General features: G+C 58.6%; 18 protein-coding genes. 3 read left to right on the top strand and 15 right to left on the bottom strand.

Annotated features, from left to right (window positions below):
- Nucleotides 1-9: 9 nt before the first annotated feature.
- Nucleotides 10-483, bottom strand: coding sequence for a nuclear transport factor 2 family protein (locus B9Z45_RS07110; protein ID WP_370445819.1), 474 nt, complete (start codon nt 481-483; stop codon nt 10-12).
- Nucleotides 484-485: 2 nt separating this feature from the next.
- The gene (locus B9Z45_RS07105; RefSeq protein WP_108406531.1) at nt 486-1,751 is read right to left on the bottom strand and encodes an aromatic ring-hydroxylating dioxygenase subunit alpha; all 1,266 of its coding nucleotides are present in this window, start codon (nt 1,749-1,751) and stop codon (nt 486-488) included.
- 128 nt (nt 1,752-1,879) lie between these two features.
- Between B9Z45_RS07105 and B9Z45_RS07100 the strand changes: the two genes are divergently transcribed.
- On the top strand, nt 1,880-2,839 hold the full coding sequence (locus tag B9Z45_RS07100) for a LysR family transcriptional regulator (protein ID WP_108406530.1): 960 nt from the start codon (nt 1,880-1,882) through the stop codon (nt 2,837-2,839).
- Between the two features lie 28 nt (nt 2,840-2,867).
- Nucleotides 2,868-4,064 carry a tRNA guanosine(34) transglycosylase Tgt gene (tgt, locus tag B9Z45_RS07095; protein ID WP_108406529.1) on the top strand — a complete coding sequence of 399 codons (1,197 nt, stop codon included), beginning with the start codon at nt 2,868-2,870 and terminating at the stop codon, nt 4,062-4,064.
- Here the strand turns inward: tgt and B9Z45_RS07090 are convergent, their stop codons facing one another.
- From B9Z45_RS07090 to B9Z45_RS07065, 6 genes are all read right to left on the bottom strand, one after another.
- A complete protein-coding gene (locus B9Z45_RS07090; RefSeq protein ID WP_108406528.1) occupies nt 4,065-5,306 on the bottom strand; it encodes an FIST N-terminal domain-containing protein in 1,242 nt (413 codons plus the stop codon).
- A complete protein-coding gene (locus tag B9Z45_RS07085; protein ID WP_108406527.1) occupies nt 5,303-6,061 on the bottom strand; it encodes a PhaM family polyhydroxyalkanoate granule multifunctional regulatory protein in 759 nt (252 codons plus the stop codon). The genes B9Z45_RS07090 and B9Z45_RS07085 overlap by 4 nt, the downstream gene beginning before the upstream one ends.
- Nucleotides 6,062-6,208: 147 nt before the next feature.
- Complete coding sequence (locus B9Z45_RS07080) at nt 6,209-7,303, bottom strand: sulfate/molybdate ABC transporter ATP-binding protein (protein WP_108406526.1); 1,095 nt, start codon at nt 7,301-7,303, stop codon at nt 6,209-6,211.
- 23 nt (nt 7,304-7,326) lie between these two features.
- Nucleotides 7,327-8,235 (bottom strand): sulfate ABC transporter permease subunit CysW, encoded by a 909-nt coding sequence (gene cysW / locus B9Z45_RS07075; protein WP_108406525.1) that lies wholly within the window; start codon nt 8,233-8,235, stop codon nt 7,327-7,329.
- Nucleotides 8,232-9,095, bottom strand: a complete 864-nt coding sequence (gene cysT, locus B9Z45_RS07070) for a sulfate ABC transporter permease subunit CysT (protein WP_108406524.1) — start codon at nt 9,093-9,095, stop codon at nt 8,232-8,234. The genes cysW and cysT overlap by 4 nt, the downstream gene beginning before the upstream one ends.
- 9 nt (nt 9,096-9,104) lie before the next feature.
- Nucleotides 9,105-10,097, bottom strand: coding sequence for a sulfate ABC transporter substrate-binding protein (locus B9Z45_RS07065; protein ID WP_108406523.1), 993 nt, complete (start codon nt 10,095-10,097; stop codon nt 9,105-9,107).
- A 328-nt stretch (nt 10,098-10,425) separates the two neighbouring features.
- On the opposite strand from B9Z45_RS07065, the gene B9Z45_RS16905 reads away from it, so the two are divergent.
- Nucleotides 10,426-10,899 carry a hypothetical protein gene (locus B9Z45_RS16905; protein WP_146180897.1) on the top strand — a complete coding sequence of 158 codons (474 nt, stop codon included), beginning with the start codon at nt 10,426-10,428 and terminating at the stop codon, nt 10,897-10,899.
- Here the strand turns inward: B9Z45_RS16905 and B9Z45_RS07060 are convergent.
- From B9Z45_RS07060 to B9Z45_RS07030, 7 genes are all read right to left on the bottom strand, one after another.
- Nucleotides 10,865-11,866 (bottom strand): hypothetical protein, encoded by a 1,002-nt coding sequence (locus B9Z45_RS07060; RefSeq protein ID WP_108406522.1) that lies wholly within the window; start codon nt 11,864-11,866, stop codon nt 10,865-10,867. The two genes, B9Z45_RS16905 and B9Z45_RS07060, sit on opposite strands and share 35 nt — an antisense overlap.
- Before the next feature lie 426 nt (nt 11,867-12,292).
- Nucleotides 12,293-13,348 (bottom strand): Fic family protein, encoded by a 1,056-nt coding sequence (locus B9Z45_RS07055; protein ID WP_108406521.1) that lies wholly within the window; start codon nt 13,346-13,348, stop codon nt 12,293-12,295.
- A 131-nt stretch (nt 13,349-13,479) separates the two neighbouring features.
- Complete coding sequence (locus tag B9Z45_RS07050; RefSeq protein WP_108406570.1) at nt 13,480-14,349, bottom strand: TauD/TfdA family dioxygenase; 870 nt, start codon at nt 14,347-14,349, stop codon at nt 13,480-13,482.
- A 57-nt stretch (nt 14,350-14,406) separates the two neighbouring features.
- Nucleotides 14,407-15,429 carry a sulfate ABC transporter substrate-binding protein gene (locus B9Z45_RS07045; protein WP_108406520.1) on the bottom strand — a complete coding sequence of 341 codons (1,023 nt, stop codon included), beginning with the start codon at nt 15,427-15,429 and terminating at the stop codon, nt 14,407-14,409.
- A gap of 147 nt (nt 15,430-15,576) precedes the next feature.
- Nucleotides 15,577-16,104 (bottom strand): hypothetical protein, encoded by a 528-nt coding sequence (locus B9Z45_RS07040; protein WP_146180896.1) that lies wholly within the window; start codon nt 16,102-16,104, stop codon nt 15,577-15,579.
- Nucleotides 16,088-17,326 (bottom strand): hypothetical protein, encoded by a 1,239-nt coding sequence (locus tag B9Z45_RS07035; protein ID WP_233252111.1) that lies wholly within the window; start codon nt 17,324-17,326, stop codon nt 16,088-16,090. The genes B9Z45_RS07040 and B9Z45_RS07035 overlap by 17 nt, the downstream gene beginning before the upstream one ends.
- Nucleotides 17,327-17,420: 94 nt before the next feature.
- The gene (locus B9Z45_RS07030; RefSeq protein WP_108406518.1) at nt 17,421-19,550 is read right to left on the bottom strand and encodes a TonB-dependent receptor; all 2,130 of its coding nucleotides are present in this window, start codon (nt 19,548-19,550) and stop codon (nt 17,421-17,423) included.
- Between the last annotated feature and the right edge of the window lie 40 nt (nt 19,551-19,590).

Raw genomic sequence — 19,590 nt, 5'->3', positions numbered from 1 at the left:
AGCTCAATTTCAGATGGGGTAGATGATGGCGTTGGGGATCATTTCGCTGTCGTACACACACAAGCGCTCGGCAAACTTCAGGCCTTCAGGGGTTTGCACGATGGTGTCGATGTAGCGCCCCACATTGAACACGGTGCTTTCCTTGTCGAGTTTGGTGCGGAACACGGCGTAATTGGCTTCGGCATGGATGCGCTCACCGTCCACGCGCTGCACCACGGGCGCGCCCACCACGTGCCGCTGGTAATAGGGGTCGTGGTACAGCGTTTCCTGGATGCCGTACACGCGGTCCTTGAGCATGCCCTTGCTGGTGAAAGACAAGGTACACAAGGGAAAGCCGCGCTCAAAATTCTCACGCGGCTGCAGCTTGTACACGCACTGCTCGGTGAAAAACTCGGGCCACAAATCCCAGTGGCCGCTGTCCACGGCCAGGGCGTAATCGGCATACAAGCGGCTCAAGGCCATGTGGGTTTCAAAGTTCACCATCATCAAGCCTCCATCACTTTGCGCCAGTATTCATACATGCCGCGGATCAGGGTCTCGGTCACCATGTGGTCGGTCTCGGCCACATCGCGTCCGCCCAGTTCCACCAGCATGCGGTGCTCGGGTTTGGTCTCGAAGGCCTGCTGCGAAAACTCGATCACCTCGCCATCGTCCGCACTCACAAAACCGGCCGGGCCAAACAGGTTGGACTGGCGCAGGCGGCGCTCGTGCATCTCGGGCGTGTCGTCTTCAAAGCCGAAGTGCGTCCAGACAAAATCAAATGCGCCATGCCCATCGGGCTGGATGTGGCGGGTGGACACGCTGTTGACCTGCTGCTGAAAAATCACACTGGGAAACAGCGTCATCATCACGGCCGAGGGCACCTGATCGCCCAAGCGCCACCAGTCCTCGGGCACGATGTCCAGAAAGCTTGGGTCGTTGAGTTGCATGCTCTCCTTGAAGCTGCTGACTTGCGTGACCTGAGACGCAGCACCCGTGGCCTGGCCCGCGCTGCCGCGGGTCGAGATCATGGCCGCATGGCGGTGGTGTGCGTCCATGCGCAACTCACTTTGGTTGTCGGCGCGCCAGAGGCCAAAGGTCACAAACCAGGTGTGCAGCAGGCCAGGGTGGTAGGGGTCCTTGATGTTTTCCTGCATCAGCTTCCAGTTGCCCGGAATGCGCTGTCGGTTGTAGCCCAGCACCACCAGCTTGCGTCCATTGAACAGCCGATCAAAGTAGCGCAGGATGGTCGGGCCCATGAAGTCTTCGAGTGACTCCACCTCGTGGTCGAACGAGGCAAACACCACGCCGCCGCGTGTCGCCACTTTCAGGGCCGTGAGGCCATGGTCCTTGGGGTCGAAGTCGGCCGGCATGCCGCCATTGACTTTGCCGTCTTGCCGCACACCGCGCCGAAACGGCACGCCCTGCAAGTCGCCCTTGAGGCTGTAGCTCCACTGGTGGTAGGGGCAGACAAACTCTTTCTTGTTGCCATGGCGCTCGCGGCAAAACTGCATGCCCCGGTGGGCACAGACGTTTTCGACCACATGGATCTGCCCGTTGGTGCCGCGCGTCATGATGACCGAGCGCTCGCCAACCACAGTGCGCTTGAAGTCGCCGGGGTTGGCAATCTCGGCCTCCAGGCCCACATAGCTCCAGTGGCTCTTATAAAAGAAGCGCGCCAGCTCCTTCTTGTGCCGGTCTTCGTCGGTGTAAACGGCAAACGGGATGCGGCTGGTACCTTCCGTTTCCCAGTGAATGGCTTGTTCGCGCATGGTGTCTCCTCAGGGTGGGCTTTGGCTCGCCCAATGCTGCACATCATGTCGGCAAGATCGAATTTTGCAAATCGAAATCTGTAGATAATCATTATCTGAATTTCAAATATCACCACCCACACCCACCCATGGAACTCGCCCGCCTCGACCTGAACCTGCTGCTGGTCTTTCACCACCTGCTGCGCGAAAAGCGGGTCTCGGCTGTGGCCACGGTGCTGGGCATGAGCCAGCCCGCCGTCAGCAGCGCCCTGGGCCGCCTGCGCACCCACCTGGACGACGATCTGTTTTTGCGCACCCAGCACGGCATGGCACCCACGCCCTACGCCCTGCAACTGGCCGAACCCGTGGCCCTGGCGCTCGATGGCTTGCAACAAGCGCTCAATGTGCGCGCTGCGTTTGACCCGGCCATCAGCCAGCGCAGCTTTACCCTGGCCATGACCGATGTGGGCGAGATGTATTTCCTGCCCGTGTTGATGGACGCACTGGCGCAGTCCGCCCCCGGGGTCACGCTCAATGTGGTCGCCGTGACCAGCGCCAGCTTGGGGACCGACATGGCGTCTGGCCGTACCGACCTGGCCCTGGGCCTGCTGCTCCAATTGCAAGCGGGCTTTTTTCAGCAAGCGCTTTTTCGCCAGCCTTATGTGTGCCTGATGCGCGAAGGCCATCCGCTGGCCGCTGCCCCCAGCCTGGGCTTGTCCGACTTTGCCGGCGCCAGCCATGTTCGCGTGATTGCCGCAGGCACGGGCCACGGCCGGGTGGACGACGCGCTGAGTGAAGCCCTGGCACGCCAAGGCTTGCAACGGCGCATTCGCCTCACGGTGCCACACTACGTGGCCCTGGGTGATGTGCTCGGCCATTCCGACCTGATCGCCACCGTGCCCGAACGGTTTGCACAGCGCGTCACCGCCCCCTTTGCCCTGACCACCCGCCCCTTGCCGCTGGCCGTGGACGGCAGCGTGATCCACCAGTTCTGGCATGCACGGCTGCACAAAGACCCGGGGCACCAGTGGCTGCGGGGGGTGGTGGCGCAATGCTTTGGCGACGAAGGCGCAACCACCGCACCCGCCATGCCCGCCACAGCCGCCTGAGCCGGCAGTGCCCTCCTACAATCCCCCCATGCTTCAATTCGACCTGCTCAAAACCGACCCGTCCAGCCACGCCCGACGCGGCACACTGACCCTGAACCATGGCGTGGTGCAAACCCCTATCTTCATGCCGGTCGGCACTTACGGCACCGTCAAGGGCGTGATGCCGCGCAGCCTGCATGAGATGGGCGCGCAGATCATTTTGGGCAACACCTTTCACCTGTGGATGCGCCCCGGGCGGGAGATCATGGAAAGCTTTGGCGGTCTGCACCAGTTCGAGAAATGGGACAAACCGATCCTGACCGACTCGGGCGGGTTTCAGGTCTGGTCGCTGGGCGACATGCGCAAGATCACCGAGGAAGGCGTGACCTTTGCCTCGCCCGTGAACGGCGACAAGCTGTTCATGTCGCCAGAGGTGAGCATGCAGATTCAAACGACCTTGAATTCGGACATCGTGATGCAGCTGGACGAGTGCACACCCTACGAGACCAAGGGTCACCTGACGACCGAAGCCGAAGCCCGCAAATCGATGGAGATGAGCCGCCGCTGGGCCGTGCGCAGCCAGGACGAATTTGCCCGACTGGAAAACCCCAACGCACTGTTTGGCATCGTGCAGGGCGGCATGTTTGAAAACCTGCGCCAGGAATCACTGGATGCACTGGTGGACATGAATTTCCCCGGCTATGCCGTCGGTGGCGTCAGCGTGGGCGAACCCAAAGAGCAAATGCTGCAAATCATGGCGCACACGCCGCACCGCCTGCCCGCCCACAAGCCGCGCTACCTGATGGGCGTGGGCACCCCCGAAGACCTGGTGCAGGGCGTGGCCGAAGGCGTGGACATGTTCGACTGTGTCATGCCCACCCGCAATGCCCGCAACGGCACGGTGTTCACCCGCTTTGGCGATCTGAAACTGCGCAACGCCCGGCACAAGATTGATCCGCAACCGCTGGACACCAGCTGCACCTGCTACGCGTGTGCCGGCAGTCCTACAGGATCGTCCTCTGGTGGCGGGGGGGTGTCGTGGGACCAGGGCGGCCGGGAAGGCTTCAGCCGTGCCTACCTGCACCACCTGGACCGCTGCGGCGAAATGCTCGGCCCCATGTTGACCACCATCCACAACCTGCACTACTACCTGAACCTGATGCGCGAAGTGCGCGAATCGCTGGACACGGGGCAGTTCAGCGCATTCCGGGCGCAGTTCAAGGCGGAGCGCGCACGCGGCGTGTGATCAATCGGTGGTGAACACCGTCAAAACACCGGTGTAGCCATACAACTGGTTGTGGGCAATCTCTCCGGCAGCAAAAAACCCCACCAAAGGCACATCGCCCAGTGCGTGGCGGATGATCTGCATCTCGGCATTCGGGCCCCCGAAGTGCGGGCCACCCCGCCCCGTGCAGCTGACATACACAGCACCCGCGATGCGTTTGCCGGGCTGCGGCAAGGTCGGTATCGGGTCATCGCTCAAGGCGTTGATGGCCTCAATGGACAACATTTCGGGCTCGAGTTCTTCGCGGATTTCGGCGCACACGCGCACCAGATCGGCCCGGGCAGACTGCACATCACGACGACAAAGCGTCAGCCGCATGCCAGGCTGCAGGTTGTCGGCAACCACCACACCCAGTCGCCTCGGATCAAGCCCCACGATGTGGCGGACGCGCACATCGCCGCCCAAATGCCCTGTCCGACCCGTGCTGGTTTGCCCTGCCGGGCTCAAGCCGACCATGGTGGTGCGAACCACGGCAATGGCTTTTTGGGGGTCACTCAATGAAATGTCCAGATCGGTCAGCAACACATCCAGCGCAGGGACGCCATTGAGCTTGAGCACCACTTGTTGGTCCACCTCGGTGATTTCGCGCTCAAGGGACACGGGTTGACACCCTTGGGTGACGCGGGACAACAAGCCCACCCCGGGCGCAAACGCCACACCACTCAAGCCGCCCTCCAAAACACCGCCATCGGTCAGGCTCTGCCCGTCCTTGACAGCAAATTGCACACTGCGGGTGCGGCTGGAGGTCAGGCCGCCAAACAAGTACCCCTTTTGCGTGCGCCCAGCCATCTCACTGATCAGCTCGGTCAATTCAGGGGTAGAAGGGTCGGCATGCACCAGCGCGACATCGGCCAAGGCACTTGCCGGCAGTGGGGCCAGTCCAGAGAACACGCGGTATTGGTCTGGCGGCAAATCACACAGCATCAGCGCCATGGCGGGTTCGTCAAAATATTCGGCGTTGTTCACCGCCAGCCCCACCCCCACCGTGCCCACCCAATCGGTCACGGCTGGCAACTCCTGGCGAAGATGGTCAAGAATGGCTTGCGCCTGGCCAGCATAGTGGTCGGTGATATAGAGCAGCGCCAAACGGGGGGAGCTGGCGTGGTCGGGCAAACTCATCTGAGCCCGCAATTGGGCCAGCACCAGTCCTGCGGCCATTAGCCACTGCGGGTGGGTGGCGTGGCCATAGGGAAACAGCTTCATGGGGCTGCGCGTTTCCTGGCTGCCGGGCGTGCCGCCGACTTGGCTGCAGCCCTGGCGGTTGGCTTGCCTGTGACTTTGGCCGGTGCTTTCGGGGTCGCCTTGGGCTTGCTTTTTACGCCACTCTTGGTGCCCGTTTTGGTTCCTGCTTTGACGGCTTGCTTGACGGTCATACCGGCCTTCAGCGCCTCGCCGGCAACGTCTTTCATGGCCGCGGCGGCAATGCCCTGAAATTGCTCGGTCAAAGCCCCCCACCATTGCATCGGGTCCACGGCGGGCTTGTCGTTGGCGGCTTCAGCGGTCGGTTGCGAGGCAGGGGCAGGCTCGGCCTTTGGCTCTGGCTCTGGCTTGGGCGCAGTCGCGGGCTTGGGCTTGGGTGAAAAAATCGAAGATTTGGGCACGGGTGCGGCTTCAGCGGCAGCCTCTGGCGTTGGCGGCTTGGCCGTGAAAGCCTTGGCCAGATCAGCCATGTTCACATTCATGCTTTGCAAGGTGGACAAGGTCATTTTTTGCACCTCCATGGCCTGAATGGTGGCCTTGAGCGCCGTGGCGTTCTGGTCCAGCCAGAACTGCACGGCTTTAAGCTCCTGAATGCGCTTGTCGATTTCTTCGATGCTCAGGGTCGGCGCAATCCAGCTGGACATGCCTGGTACAGCGCCAGCCGCTGGCGCCGCCTGAGCCGCCGTTTTGGACAGATTTTGCAAAAAATCAAAACCGGGGACGAATTGGCCAAAGCCGAAAGCCGATGTGTCGCTCATGCTTGTCTCCTGATGAAATGCAGCGCAAAGCTTACTCCAAGACGCCCTGATTCGTTTCTGACAAAGTCAGGTGCTTGTTGAGCGATCGCTTTGACCCTCCCCCTGTCTCTTGCGGCAAGTCAACAAGTGCACCGGCATGCATCGCGCTCAACCCTCCACAAACACCCGCGCCTTGCGAGGCGTCAGCACCAGGGTTTCACCCTCCAGGAAGGCTTGCTGGCGGAATTGCGATGCCGACAGTTGGGCTTCTATGATGGCGTCCTTGCCAAACATGCCCGCTTCAACAGGCTCCAATTCCAGACGCGCCACCGGCCCCACCACGATGGCGCGGGTCAGTTTGGCCACGATGCCTGCATTGGCTTGACCCGGTGTGTAACGGGTCACATCCAGATCGTGCGGTCGCACATAGGCAAAGGCCTTGGCATCTTGCACCTGCCCGTGCTCGGGACTGTCCAAGCGAATGGCGTGCTGGTCAGCGCCAATGAGCATCTCGCCTTCATGGGCACGGCCATGGAACAAGTTCACATCGCCCAGAAAGCCATACACAAACGGACTGGCGGGGTGGTCCCACACCTCTTGCGGCGACCCGATTTGCTCGATATTGCCTTTGTTCATCAACACCACGCGATCGGCCACTTCAAGCGCCTCTTCCTGGTCATGGGTCACAAAAATACTGGTCACATGCAGTTCGTCGTGCAGTCGACGCAACCAACGGCGCAACTCCTTGCGAACTTTGGCGTCGAGCGCGCCAAAAGGCTCGTCCAGCAACAGCACCTTGGGCTCGACGGCCAGGGCTCGGGCCAGTGCGATGCGTTGGCGCTGCCCGCCCGACAGTTGCGATGGGTAACGGTCAGCCAGCCAATCGAGCTGAACCAAAGCCAGCAGCTCCTGTACCTTGCGTTTGATTTCTGATTCGCTGGGGCGCTCTTTGCGAGGTTTGACACGCAGACCAAACGCCACGTTCTCAAACACCGTCATGTGGCGGAACAAGGCGTAGTGCTGAAACACAAAACCCACCTGGCGTTCGCGCACATGCACATGGGTGGTGTCTGCGCCACTGAAGGCAATCGTGCCTTGGTCCGCCGTTTCCAGACCAGCGATGATGCGCAGCAGCGTGGTTTTGCCGCAGCCTGATGGCCCCAACAAGGCCACCAGCTCGCCGGACTCGATGTCAAGGCTGACATTGTTCAACGCGGTGAAGTCGCCAAACTGCTTGTGGACGTTTCGGATTTCGATGCTCATGGTTCAAATGCTTTCCGTCAGATTCAGACGACTGCGTCAGGGGTCGATGCCAGAGGCCGCTCGGGAGGGGTGTTGGCAGCGGCTTTGGTTTCCTGCTCATGCCGCCACTCAATCACCGACTTGATGCCCAAGGTCACCAGCGCCAGCAAAGCCAGCAGAGAGGCCACAGCGAACGCGGCCACCGACTGGTATTCGTTGTACAAAATCTCCACATGCAGCGGCATGGTGTTGGTTTGCCCCCGGATGTGCCCGGACACCACCGACACGGCGCCAAACTCACCCATGGCACGGGCATTGCACAAAATCACGCCATACAACAGGCCCCATTTGATGTTGGGCAAGGTGACGCGCCAGAAAGTCTGCCAGCCCGTAGCGCCCAGCACAATGGCGGCCTGCTCTTCGTCACTGCCTTGTGCTTGCATGAGCGGAATCAGCTCACGGGCGATGAACGGGAAAGTCACGAACACCGTCGCCAAAATGATGCCGGGCACGGCAAACACGATCTTGATGTCGTGCGCCTGCAGCCAAGGGCCAAACCAACCTTGCGCACCGAACATCAGCACATAGATCAAACCGGCCACCACCGGCGACACCGAAAACGGCAAGTCCACCAGCGTGGTCAAGAGCGACTTGCCCTTGAACTCGTATTTGGCAATCGCCCAGGCTGCCGCCACGCCAAACACCAGATTCAGTGGCACAGCCACTGCTGCGGTGATCAGCGTGAGGTAAATGGCAGACCAGGCGTCGGGTTCTTTGAGCGCTTCAAAGTACGCGTCCAATCCTTTGCGCAAGGCTTCGGTAAAAACCGCTGCCAGTGGCAAGACCAAGAACAAAAACATGAAGGTCAGGGCCAGCCCGATCAGGCTGTAGCGGATCCAGCGTGACTCGGTGGTGCCTGCCTGGACTTTTTTGGAGGTCAACGCAGTGCTCATACGGAGGCTCCTGAACGGCGACGCTGCCAAGTCTGCAGCGCATTGATGATGAGCAGCAACACAAAGGAAAACATCAGCATGACCAACGCCACAGCCGTGGCGCCGGCATAGTCGTACTGCTCGAGCTTGCCGATGATGATGAGCGGCGTGATCTCGGACACCATGGGCATGTTGCCCGCAATGAAGATGACCGAGCCGTATTCGCCAATGGCACGGGCAAAGGCCATGGCAAAGCCCGTGAGCAGAGCCGGTGCAATGGTCGGAAAAATCACCTTGCTGAAAGTTTGCCAGCTTGTCGCGCCCAAGCAGGTCGCGGCTTCCTCGAGTTCTTTTTCGGTGTCCTCCAGAACGGGCTGCACCGTGCGCACCACAAAAGGCAAGCCAATGAAGATCAGCGCAATCACCACCCCGTTGGCATTGAAAGCCAGCACGATGCCCATGGGCTCCAGGTATTGACCCACCCAGCCGTTGCCTGCCAGCAATGCCGTGAGCGAGATGCCCGCCACCGCTGTGGGCAAGGCAAACGGCAAGTCCACCAGTGCATCGATGATCTTTTTGCCAAAGAAGTCATAGCGCACCAGCACCCAGGCCACCAGCAAGCCGAACACCACATTCACCAACGCAGCGATCAGTGACGCGCCAAAGGTCAACCGGTAAGACGCCATGACGCGAGGCCCGGTGACGGCGGCCCAAAACTGGTCCCAAGTCAGGGTGAAAGTTTTGAAGACGAGCGCCGACAAGGGGATCAGCACAATCAGGCTCAGGTAAAAAATGGTGAACCCCAGGGTCAGGTTGAACCCGGGCAACACTTTGGCTTGCGCCCGCCGTTTGGCGGGCGCCGCAATGGGCAGTGCGGTCATGGCGGGAACTTATTTGACGGTGTAGATCTTGTCGAACTGGCCGCCATCGTTGAAGTGAAGCTTCTGGGCTTCGGCAAAAGAGCCGAAGACTTCGTTCACCGTGAACAACTGAATCGGCTTGAAAGTCTTGCTGTATTTTTTGAGTACAGCTTGTGACCGGGGACGCAAGGCATGCTTGGCTGCGATCTCTTGCGCCTCTTCGGAATACAGGTAATCCAGGTATTCCTTGGCCAATGCGCCTGTGCCCTTTTTGGCCACGGTACGCTCGACCACGGCCACCGGGTTTTCGGCCACGATGCTGATGGACGGATGCACCGAATCCACCTTGCCTTCGCCAAATTCACGGTCTACCGACACAACTTCGGACTCGAATGTCACCAGCACATCGCCAATGTTGCGTTGCAAGAAAATGGTGGTGGCATCGCGCCCGCCCTTGGCCAGCACGGGCACGTTTTTGTAGAGCTTGCCCACAAAGTCGGCGGCATCGGCGTCAGAGCCACCCTTCTTTTTGACATAGCCCCAGGCCGCCAGATAGGCCATGCGGCCATTGCCCCCGGTTTTGGGGTTGACCACGATTACCTTGATGCCGGGCTTGACCAGATCGTCCCAATCCTTGATGCCCTTGGGGTTGCCATTGCGCGTGAGGAACAGCATGGTCGAGGTGGTGGGCGATGCGCTGTGTGGAAAACGCTTGTTCCAGTCCTTGGCCACCACACCTGTGCTGGCCAGAAAATCCACATCGGTGGTGGTGTTCATGGTCACCACATCGGCTTCCAGACCATCGTTGACCGCGCGGGCCTGAGCGCTTGAGCCGCCATGGGCCTGGTCGATCTTGATGTCTTTGCCAGTGGTCTTTTTGTAATGGGCCACAAAAGCCGCGTTGTAGTCCTTGTAGAACTCCCGGGCCACGTCATAAGAAGCATTGAGCAGGTTCTGCGCGTTGACTGAAACGCCGAACAAGGCCAGCGTGAGCGCCACAGCGATGGGTGTGATTTTTTTCATGAAGATTGTTTTTAACAAATGACGGGGCTTGATACGCCTTACCGATCGCGGTGATCGGCAAGCATCAAGTCAAGGTTGGGATTGTGGAAGCGAGAGGCTCAATCGCAAACGAATCATTTGTTGTTTGTTTATGCTCGATTCGATATATGAGACCTTTTCAAACCGGCACACCCAAGCAGCATGGGCACCGCCCATCCTGTCTTACCCCCTCTGCCAACTTGCGCCGGGGCGCTATAAAGAGTTTTGCGTCACTTTCAGGCCGATACTGGGTGGCCTCAAGCCTTTGTTGTACAAATTGAAGTGGCCCACATTGTCAAAGCTGACATCGATGTCCATGGATGCCAGTGCGAATGGGCAAGCTCAAACCGCCAGTGGCTACGCGGATGCAGATCAGAGCCGGTACGTTTTATTTGGCGTCTTGCGCCTGGACAGCAGCGGCCCCGAACAGGCCAAAACTCAAAGACCATTGGGCAATACGTTGCTTCATCACTCATTCCATGCTTATTCGATGGTGAGCCTTTATTCAAACGGCCTTGTGATGAAAAAGAACCAAATCAGATGGGGAGTTTCTTCGATGAGTTGGGAATATGGACAGATGGGGATAAGGCCTCAAGCTTCGGACTTCAGTCAATTTAGATCAATGGCTGGATTGCAGCGGTTGCGGTCGGTCAGGAAACACGTCCCGGAGGACATCTCACGGCCAGAAGCAGCCGTTCGCCAATGTCTGGTTCGTCAGCAGGAACGAGCACCTTCTTCCGCGCCTGATGTCATTGGAGCAGAGAGTCCGTTCGAACAAGTTTGAAGTCTTCTGTCAAAGACATGGCGGCAGCCCAGTTAATGATTTCGACATTGCAGTCGCCAAAATCCGCTGGAGATTGGTCCTGGACAAAGAGTGTAGGGTCGCAGTGTTTGTGCGGGTCAAGGTCGGTGTCGATCAGCGGGAAGCTGATCCGCAACGGGGCCTCATTCGCCCTATTGATCGCAGCCTCACCCAGAATCATCAGTCGCCCGAAGCTGGTTGGTTCGGAACTCATCATGCCGGTCGGCAGCCGGCGCTGTCCATTGAGAAGCCGGAAGTGATTTTCTGTTTGCAGCTTGCAGCCTGCTTGGCTTCCGTTTGCAAGCACGAATTGGGTGTTTGATACAAGACACAAAATCGCGAGCGATATTCGGTCTGCCTGAGTTTCCCACGCCGCCTCATCGAATGTGACCCTTTGCGCACGCATGACATCCTTCAGTTCCGTGTGAAAGTCGCGGATATGGAAGGCTGCTCTTGAGTGGATGAAACTGGTGATGAACTGGAGTGCCGCCAACAACTCAACGCCGCCCTTGTTGTTGCGCATGCTGCAAGTGCCCGTCTTCTTGTCGATAGAGAAATTGGATTCGATCTTCTTGATGAGTGTTGCGTGACTCATCTTGTACTCGGCCTTCAGGCGGCGCTCGTCCGACAGGCGGGCCTGGGACAAAAATAGTTTGTAGATATACGCAGGGAAGGAGGTACTGAGGTCAAGCGGTCGCTTCTCCGACACGTACTCCTGGAAATATTGAATCGAATGAACGAACGCCGTGATGGACTCCTGCGCTAGACCTCGGTTTCGTTCCTCTGAATGCGCAACGAAGTCTGCCACCTCGCGGAAGACGGTCTTCTCTCCCGCATAGGCGCGAAGCTTCATGAGTAGGTTGTCAACATCATTCTCATCGAAGGCTCCTGCCTGAATCCGTCCAATGATTTGATGCAGTTTGACAGGGTCCTTGAGTTCCAGAGGCATGTGGTGTTCTCGCGTGGTGCAGAGCAGTTTACGGTTGAACGTCCGCTTGGCAGCGCTTCATTCCACATCGGCTACGTCTGCAACGGGTCGGTAGCTTTAGGTCGCGCGATGAGGCTGATGGTCCGGTATCAGCCTTCAGCCGACTTTTTATTCACGCCATTCTGCCCAAACCACCAATCTATAAATCCACCAAATTCGTCACCCACCCGCCAGGAAATCACCGCCCCTACAAACAAAAAAACCACGGCTTTTGCCGTGGGCTACATGAACCCATCCAGACTCATGAGACTTTGTAGTTGCGCGGGGTCACAACGCCTGATCCGCCGTAAAGGTGATCCTGTGCATTGTGTGATGTTGTGGGTAAAAGTCGCCCACGGCGCTGTTCTGAGTTGATCGCTAATCCCACACCTCCAGTGAATTGAGCATTCACCGCCCAGCGACGCCATACCAAGTGCCGCGCCCAATGCCATGCATAACCAGATGCCCCTCTTTGACGAGTTTGGCCAAGTGCACCTTGATGGTGGCGCGGTTGGCACCCGTTTGTTGTTCGGCCTGCGCGGTGGTGAGATGGCCATGCGCTTTGGCCAGCGCCAGCAGATCAACCGAGAGCTTGGGCAATCGTTGAGACATCATTTTTTCGCGTTCAACTTTTTCCCCTAGGCGTTTGACTTGGGATGCCAACGATGAAAGGAAAAACACCAACCAAGCTTGCCAGTTGGGCTGGTCTGTTCGAATCGTGCCTTGTGTCTGCCGCAGGGCGATGTAGTAGCCAGCCTTGTTTTGTTCAATGATGCTTTCGAGCGAACTGTAGGGCACGTAGCTGTAGCCAAACTGGAGCATGAGCAGCGTGGTCAAGATGCGCGACAAGCGGCCGTTGCCATCCTCAAAGGGATGTATCTCCAGAAAGACCACCACAAAGATCGCCACGATCAGCAGCGGGTGCAGGGTTTTGTTGTCGCGTGCATGGCGCACCCACTCCAACAGCTCTTGCATGAGGCGTGGCGTGTCAAACGGAGACGCTGTTTCAAAGACCACCGCCACCTGTTCGCCCTTTTCATTGAAGGCTACGATCTTGTTGGAAATTTTTTTGTAGCGCCCTTGATGGTGTGTGTCTTTGTTGCTGTACTGCAGCAAGTCGCGGTGAAGTTGCTGGATATGGTTTTCGTTGAATGGAATGTGCTCCCAGGACGCGTAGAGCAGTTCCATCACATCGGCATAGCCCGCGACTTCTTGTTCGTCGCGGGTGGTGAATTTCTTGACCTTGATGTTCGACAACAAGGCATCGACCTCGGCATTGGTCAATTTACTGCCCTCAATGCGCGTGGACGAAGCCACGCTTTCGATGGTGGCCACATGCCGCAATGCCAGCAGGCGTTCTGGTGCCAGTGAGCCCAGCGAACGCCAAGCCCCTTTGAACTCGTCAATTTGGGCAATCAGCGACAGCACATCGGGGGTGATCTGGAGGGTGTCTGTTTTAAACATAGCCGCAAATATATCCACAAATAACTGTAAATATCCACAAATAGCCATGAACAACCGTAAAAAAACCCACGGCTTTGGCCGTGGGTCCCATGAACCCATTTGGGTTCTGGAGACTTTGTTGTGCTGCGGGCTCAGAACGCCTGATCCGCCGTAAACGTGATCCGGTGCAGCTTGCGGTGCTGTGGAAAGAAATCGGCAACAGCGTAGTGCTGGGTAGAACGGTTGTCCCACACGGCCAGCGTGTTGGGTTGCCAACGCAGGCGCGCCTGGACTTCGGGCACCGTGATCAACCCATACAACTGGGCCAGCAACGCATCACTTTGCACACGTGGCAGGCCATGGATGTGGCTGGTGAAGGTGGGGTTCACATACAAGATTTTTTTGCCGGTGATCGGGTGAACACGCACCACCGGGTGCGTCACGGGCGGGTATTTGGCACGGGCTTCTTGCAGTTGTTGGCCGCTGGCGTCTTGTTGCAACAGGTATTCGGTCCAGCCACTGATTTCCCAGGTGTGCATGGCACTCAGGGTTTCCAGATAGACCTTGAACTCGGCAGGCAGCGTTTCATAGGCAGCAGTCAGACTGGCCCACAGGGTGTCGCCTCCGCTGGCCGGGATGACCTGCGCATACAGGCTGGTGCCCACGGGCGGGTTGTCGCGCCAGGTGATGTCGGCATGCCAGTTGTTGGAGACGCTGGGTCGCTCGGCGGTGCTTTCCACAATTTCGATCTCAGGCTGGCTTTCCACCCTTGGAAAGAAGGCTTGGACTTCATTGACCTGGCCAAAGCAGCGGGTGAACGCCACCTGCTGCGCGGGAGTGAGTATTTGATCGCGAAAAAAAATGACCTCGTACTGAGCCAATGCGGCTTTCAACTCGGCTTGAACCAAGTCGCTCAGGGGCTGCGTCAAGTCCAAACCATGGAGCGTGGCACCGATATTGGGGGTGTACGGTTCGGCTACAAAGCTTTGGTACACCGTGGAGACTTGGGTCAAGAGGGTCATGTTTTCATCATGCCAGAGCGGGTCTGGCACATAGCTCACAACCCTGAGCAGGCCCCGTCATTTTTGGGTGTAAATCTGATCAAAGTAAGCCCCATCGGAGAAGTGGGTTTTGGCGGCTTGCTCCCAACTTCCAAAGGCTTCTTCGATTTTGAACAGCTTGATCTTGGGAAATTGTTTAGCGTATTTGGCCTGGGCCTTGGGTGATATCGGGCGATAGAAGTTTTTGCCGGCAATGTCCTGGCCTTCGTCTGTGTAGAGGAATTCCAGATAGGCCTGGGCCACGGCACGGGTGCCTTTGCGGTCTACATTTTTATCGACCACCGCCACAGCGGGCTCGGCCAGAATGCTGATGGAAGGATAGACCACGTCAAACTTGTTGCCGAATTCTTTCTCCAGCAGGTTGGCTTCGTTTTCCCAGCTGATGAAGACGTCCCCTTGTGCACGCTGGGCAAAGGTGATGGACGACCCACGGGCCCCGGTGTCGAGCACGGGCACGTTTTTGTAAAGCGCCGCCACAAAGTCTTTGGCTTTGGCTTCGTTGCCGTATTTGCGTTTGGCAAATTCCCAGGCGGCCAGGTAGTTCCATCGCGCACCGCCCGATGTTTTGGGGTTGGGCGTGATCACGCTGATGCCGGGCTTGACCAAGTCGTCCCAGTCCTTGATGCCCTTGGGGTTGCCCGCACGCACCACCAGCACGATGGTCGAGGTGTAGGGCGAACTGTTGTGCGGCAAGCGCTTTTGCCAGTCTTTGGGGATCAGGTTGCCGTTTTTGTGCAGGGCATCGGTGTCACCGGCCAAAGCCAGGGTGGCCACGTCGGCGTCCAGGCCATCGATGATGGAGCGGGCTTGTTTGCCCGAGCCGCCGTGCGATTGCTTGACGCTCACGTCTTGCCCGGTTTTGCCTTTCCAGTGCTTGGCAAAGGCCTGGTTGAATTCGGCGTACAGCTCGCGGGTCGGGTCATACGAAACGTTGAGCAAAGTAACCACGGCCGGGGCTTGGGCTTGGGCCATAGCGCTCAGACCCGAGAGGACCACGGTCACGATGGTGGCCAGGTTGATCAAGTGGCTTTTGATTTTCATCGGGTCATTCCAGAAACGCACATCAGAAAGTTGATGGGCTGGATTCTGCGAGCGAGCCTCTAAAACTCAAACGACTGTTTTTCTATTTCTTAATGAGGGAATCATCTATCAAGCCTTTGCTGGACCCGTATCGGCATGCTGCTCGCCTCAAAACGCCGTTAACCAGCGTTTCAACATCGCTGCCGTGGGCGGCCCAATCACCCGCTGCGTCTGGCCTTTTTTGTCCACCAGCACCACATAGGGTGTGACGTTGGGCCAAGCCGGGTCAACCGCCTGGCGAATGGCGGACTCAAAACCGTCGAAGGCATACATGCGGGTCATGCCCTTGAAATGCGCAGCATGGCGCAACGCCTGAGGGCCGGTGACATCCATCATGACCGCGTTGAGCTCGGGCTTTTCTTTGCGGTGTTGCACGGCCTTGTGCAACACCACAAAGGCTGCGGGGCAGGTACTGCAATACGAAGTGGTGAACAAATAGGCCGCAGGGCGTGGGCCATGCTGGAGCAGATGCGGCCAGGTTTTTTCGTCGAAAGGCAATGTACTGCGGCCAGCCGGTGCAGCCTGCTGCGCAGGGTGCCCGGGTTGGTGCGTCTGTGCCCATGCGGCCGAGGCGCCCCCACCGAGGAGGGTCGCGCACATGGCGACCCCTGCTGCTGTCTTAAAACTCGAGTTCATGGACTTGTATCTCCTGTGCGTTGCGCCAGACCACCACGCGGCGCGAACCATTTTGGGCCAGGCGGGGGTGGTCGTTGTAGCCGGTGACTTGGCCAAGGGTTTTCTGCGCAAAGGTTTGCCCGCCATCTTTGGACAGCCAGGCCTTGAGCGTGGTCACCGCCCCTTCGCTGCTGCGCCAGACCACAGCCACGTTTTTCCCATCGGCCAGCACATCGGCATGCTCAGCCCGTGGGTCGGGCAAAACGCGCACGGTGTCCGGCAAAGGCTCCCCTTGTGCATTCAGGCGGGCATAGCGCACCGCCGCCTGGTCTTGCCCCTTGACTTTTCGAATGCCAAACCAGACGGTGTGGTAACCCGATTGCGTGCTGCCCGCATTGAGCGCCAGACCCGGGCCGTGGTGCGGGCAGGCGTTGATCTGCCAGTCGTCGTGCGTGCTGCGGGTGATGCGGTTGGCCGGTGCAGCCACGCTGGCAAAAGCATGGTCGCGCGTGCCGCCTGCAAACACATGCCGCCAGGTGGCTTGCAACTGCCCTTGTGGGTTGGGCGCCAGGCCAATGCGACAACACTCACACGAATGATCGGCCAGTTTGGTGTCGGGGCCAAAAGTCTGGCCACCATCCTTGGACTCGTTGCGGTAAATCGCGGCACCTGCATATTTTTGTGCCGAGCCCTTGGGCGGCTGATCGCGCTTGTCCACCCACAGCGTGTGCAAGACGCCTTGTGCATCAAATGCCACCGATTCAAAACGGTGGGTGATTTCCTGCCGGTCCTGGTGCACCGTGAAAGCTGCGCCGAAGCTTTGCCCGCCATCGCTGCTGTGCAGCATGCGAATGAAGCCCGTGTAGGGCTTGGCCAGCGGCATGGTGTAGCTGATCACCGCCCAATTGTTGGGGCCAAAGGCAATCTTGGGTCGGCTTTCGCCATCGGCCGCAATGGGGTCGGTGCCGGTGTTCAGGATGCGCGCTTCGCGCCACTGCACAGCGCCGCCCAAAGGCGTGCTTTGAACAAAGAGCTGCGCTTGCGCAGTCAGCCCCACCACCCACAAACGCCCATCGGGCGCAATGGCTGCGCCCGTGGCCAGTTGAGGGCGCTGGGGGTTGATGTGGGGTGCGGTCTTGGCAGAGGCTGCTTCTTGAGCGACGGCCCGCGGCGCAAGCCACACGAAGGCCATCACCATGCCAAGGATTGCGCACCACCAGTGCCATCGGGTCGAGTTGTTCATAAAGTCCTGACGACAGTTGGATTCAATTCAAAGGGGAATGGGCTTGCGAATCCACCGAACCCTGCAGCTCTGTGACCGCAAGCCCTTTGCGGCTTTAGCGGTTGCCAAACAACTTGGTTAAACCCAGCATGAAGCTGCGCGGCGCACCGGCCGCATATGTGTTTTGCGTGTTAGGCCTGTAAGCACCGCTTTTGTACGAGCTTGATGCGTTGTCGGAATATGCCTTATCGGTCAGGTTACGAATCTGGCCCCAAACTTCCCAGCCATCGGGCAGCTTGTGGCTGCCCGTCAGGTTGAGCAAGCTGTGGCCTGCATAACGAACGGTGTTGGCGTTGTTCATCCAGTAACTGCCTTGCTTGACCAGGCCCAAAGCCACGCGCGAAGTCGGTGTGAATTTCCAACCGACTTGGGCGGTGATGGTGTGGTTGGGGGCCTGCGGCATGTCTTTGCCCGAATAGTCTTCGATGGCCCCCACTTTATCGCTCACACGGTAAGACACGAAAGTGTGCTCGGCCCAGGTCGCGCCCACGCGCCAATCCCATTCGCGCAAATCCTGGTTCAGGCTCAACTCCAGGCCCCGGCTGCGGGTGTTGCCTGCGTTCTTGTTGAAGCTGTTGCCAATGTCCGATGTGTAAGACACGATGGTGTCCTTGCCCTTGAGTTGATACAGCGCGGAATCGAGGCGAATACCCGGCCCCAACAAGGCACGCCAGCCCACCTCGACGTTGTCATACGTCGCAGAGTTCAACTCGGGGATGGCGTTCTTGCCATACAACTGGCTGACTTCGGGCGGTGTGAAGCCCCTGCTCAAGTTGCTGTACAGGCTGCTGGTGGGACTGATGGCGTAGGTCGCACCCAACTTGGGGCTGAACTTGGCAAAGCTGCGCACTTCGTTGGCAGCGCCGTAGTTGGCACCGGGTGTCAAGTAGTTCTTGAAGTCGTAGCGGATGCTGTCATAACGGCCACCTGCCACCACACGGATTTGCTCGCTGGGGCTCAACTCCAGTTGTGCAAACACCGCATCGTTGGCAATGCCTGCACCATAGTTGCGCACACCGCTGGGGTTGGCCACGCTGTTCAAGGTGTAGCGAATGTGGCGACCTGTGGGCACATCGCGCACGATGGCCAGGTTGTCAGATACATAGTCATTCTGGCTGCGGTCAATGTAGGCGCCTGCGACCAGGCGGGCGCGCAGCCAGTCCAGCTTTTGCGCGTGCTTGACATCCACGCCCAACGATTCAACGTGGTTGTTGTTCAGAGTGCCTTTGCATGAGGCCCCCGAGCAACCAGAGATCGTGTAATTGGGCAACTGCCCATGGTCGTTGTTGCGGGCAAACAGGGTGACGGTGGTCAAGCCGCCCTGGGTGGTCTCGCCCTCCCAAGCCAGATTGGCGCGGGTGGTTTTGTCTTTGCGCCAGGTGAAGGTGTTGATGCTTTTTCCGGGGTTGGTTCGGAAGTCGTTTTCAAACAAACTACCGGGCGTGTCCGAGTCCAGATTCGTGTGCACCAGCGAGGCACGCAACCAGGATTTTTCACCCAAGTTGTAGTCGGCGCGCAGTGTGAAGGAATCCTTTTTGCCACCGCTGTACTGTTGCCAGTTCTGGCTGTCACGCTGCGAGCTGTAGTGTGAAAAACGCAAACCCAGATCCCCCCAAGTGTTGCTGGCGCCCGAGTCGAAACGGGTGAAGCCGTCGGTGTGGTCATGACGAATGCCCAGATAGCCCGTGGGTGTGCGTGAAGAGCGTTGGGTCAAAAAGTTGATCGCACCACCCACCGCGTTGCTGCCGTACAGCGACGAGGCCGCGCCTTTGACCACCTCGACACCACCCGCGCCGTTCATGTTGATTTCATTGAGCGCATTGTGGTTGAACACGCCCAGTGGGCGAATCGGAATGCCGTCTTCCAAATACTGGTACACCGCATTGGTGCTGATGGGCTGGCGAATGGCCATGCTGTGCTGCTCGTTGCCCAAATCGTTCCAGTGCACCCCCGGAATGCGGTTGATGATCTCACCGACCGACTTGGGCTTGTCTGCATCCCACTGGGTACGGCTGGCCGAGCCGATGGATACGGGTGTTTCGGACAATTTGGTTTCAGAGCGCGAACCGGACACCACGATGGTGTCCAGTGCAGCGGCGGTTTGCGCATACACACCAGCGCTCAAGCTGGTGAAAAGGCCAAGCACAGCCCACGGCAAAGGAGCAAGTTGAAAATGGGTATTCATGTTGTTTCAAATCAATCTGCAACCGCAAGCATCATCGGCA

Source organism: Limnohabitans sp. 2KL-17, from assembly GCF_003063415.1.
Lineage (GTDB): Bacteria > Pseudomonadota > Gammaproteobacteria > Burkholderiales > Burkholderiaceae_C > Limnohabitans_A.
Note: the sequence above shows the minus strand (reverse complement) of the source record. Positions and strands in the feature narration are given on the sequence as shown.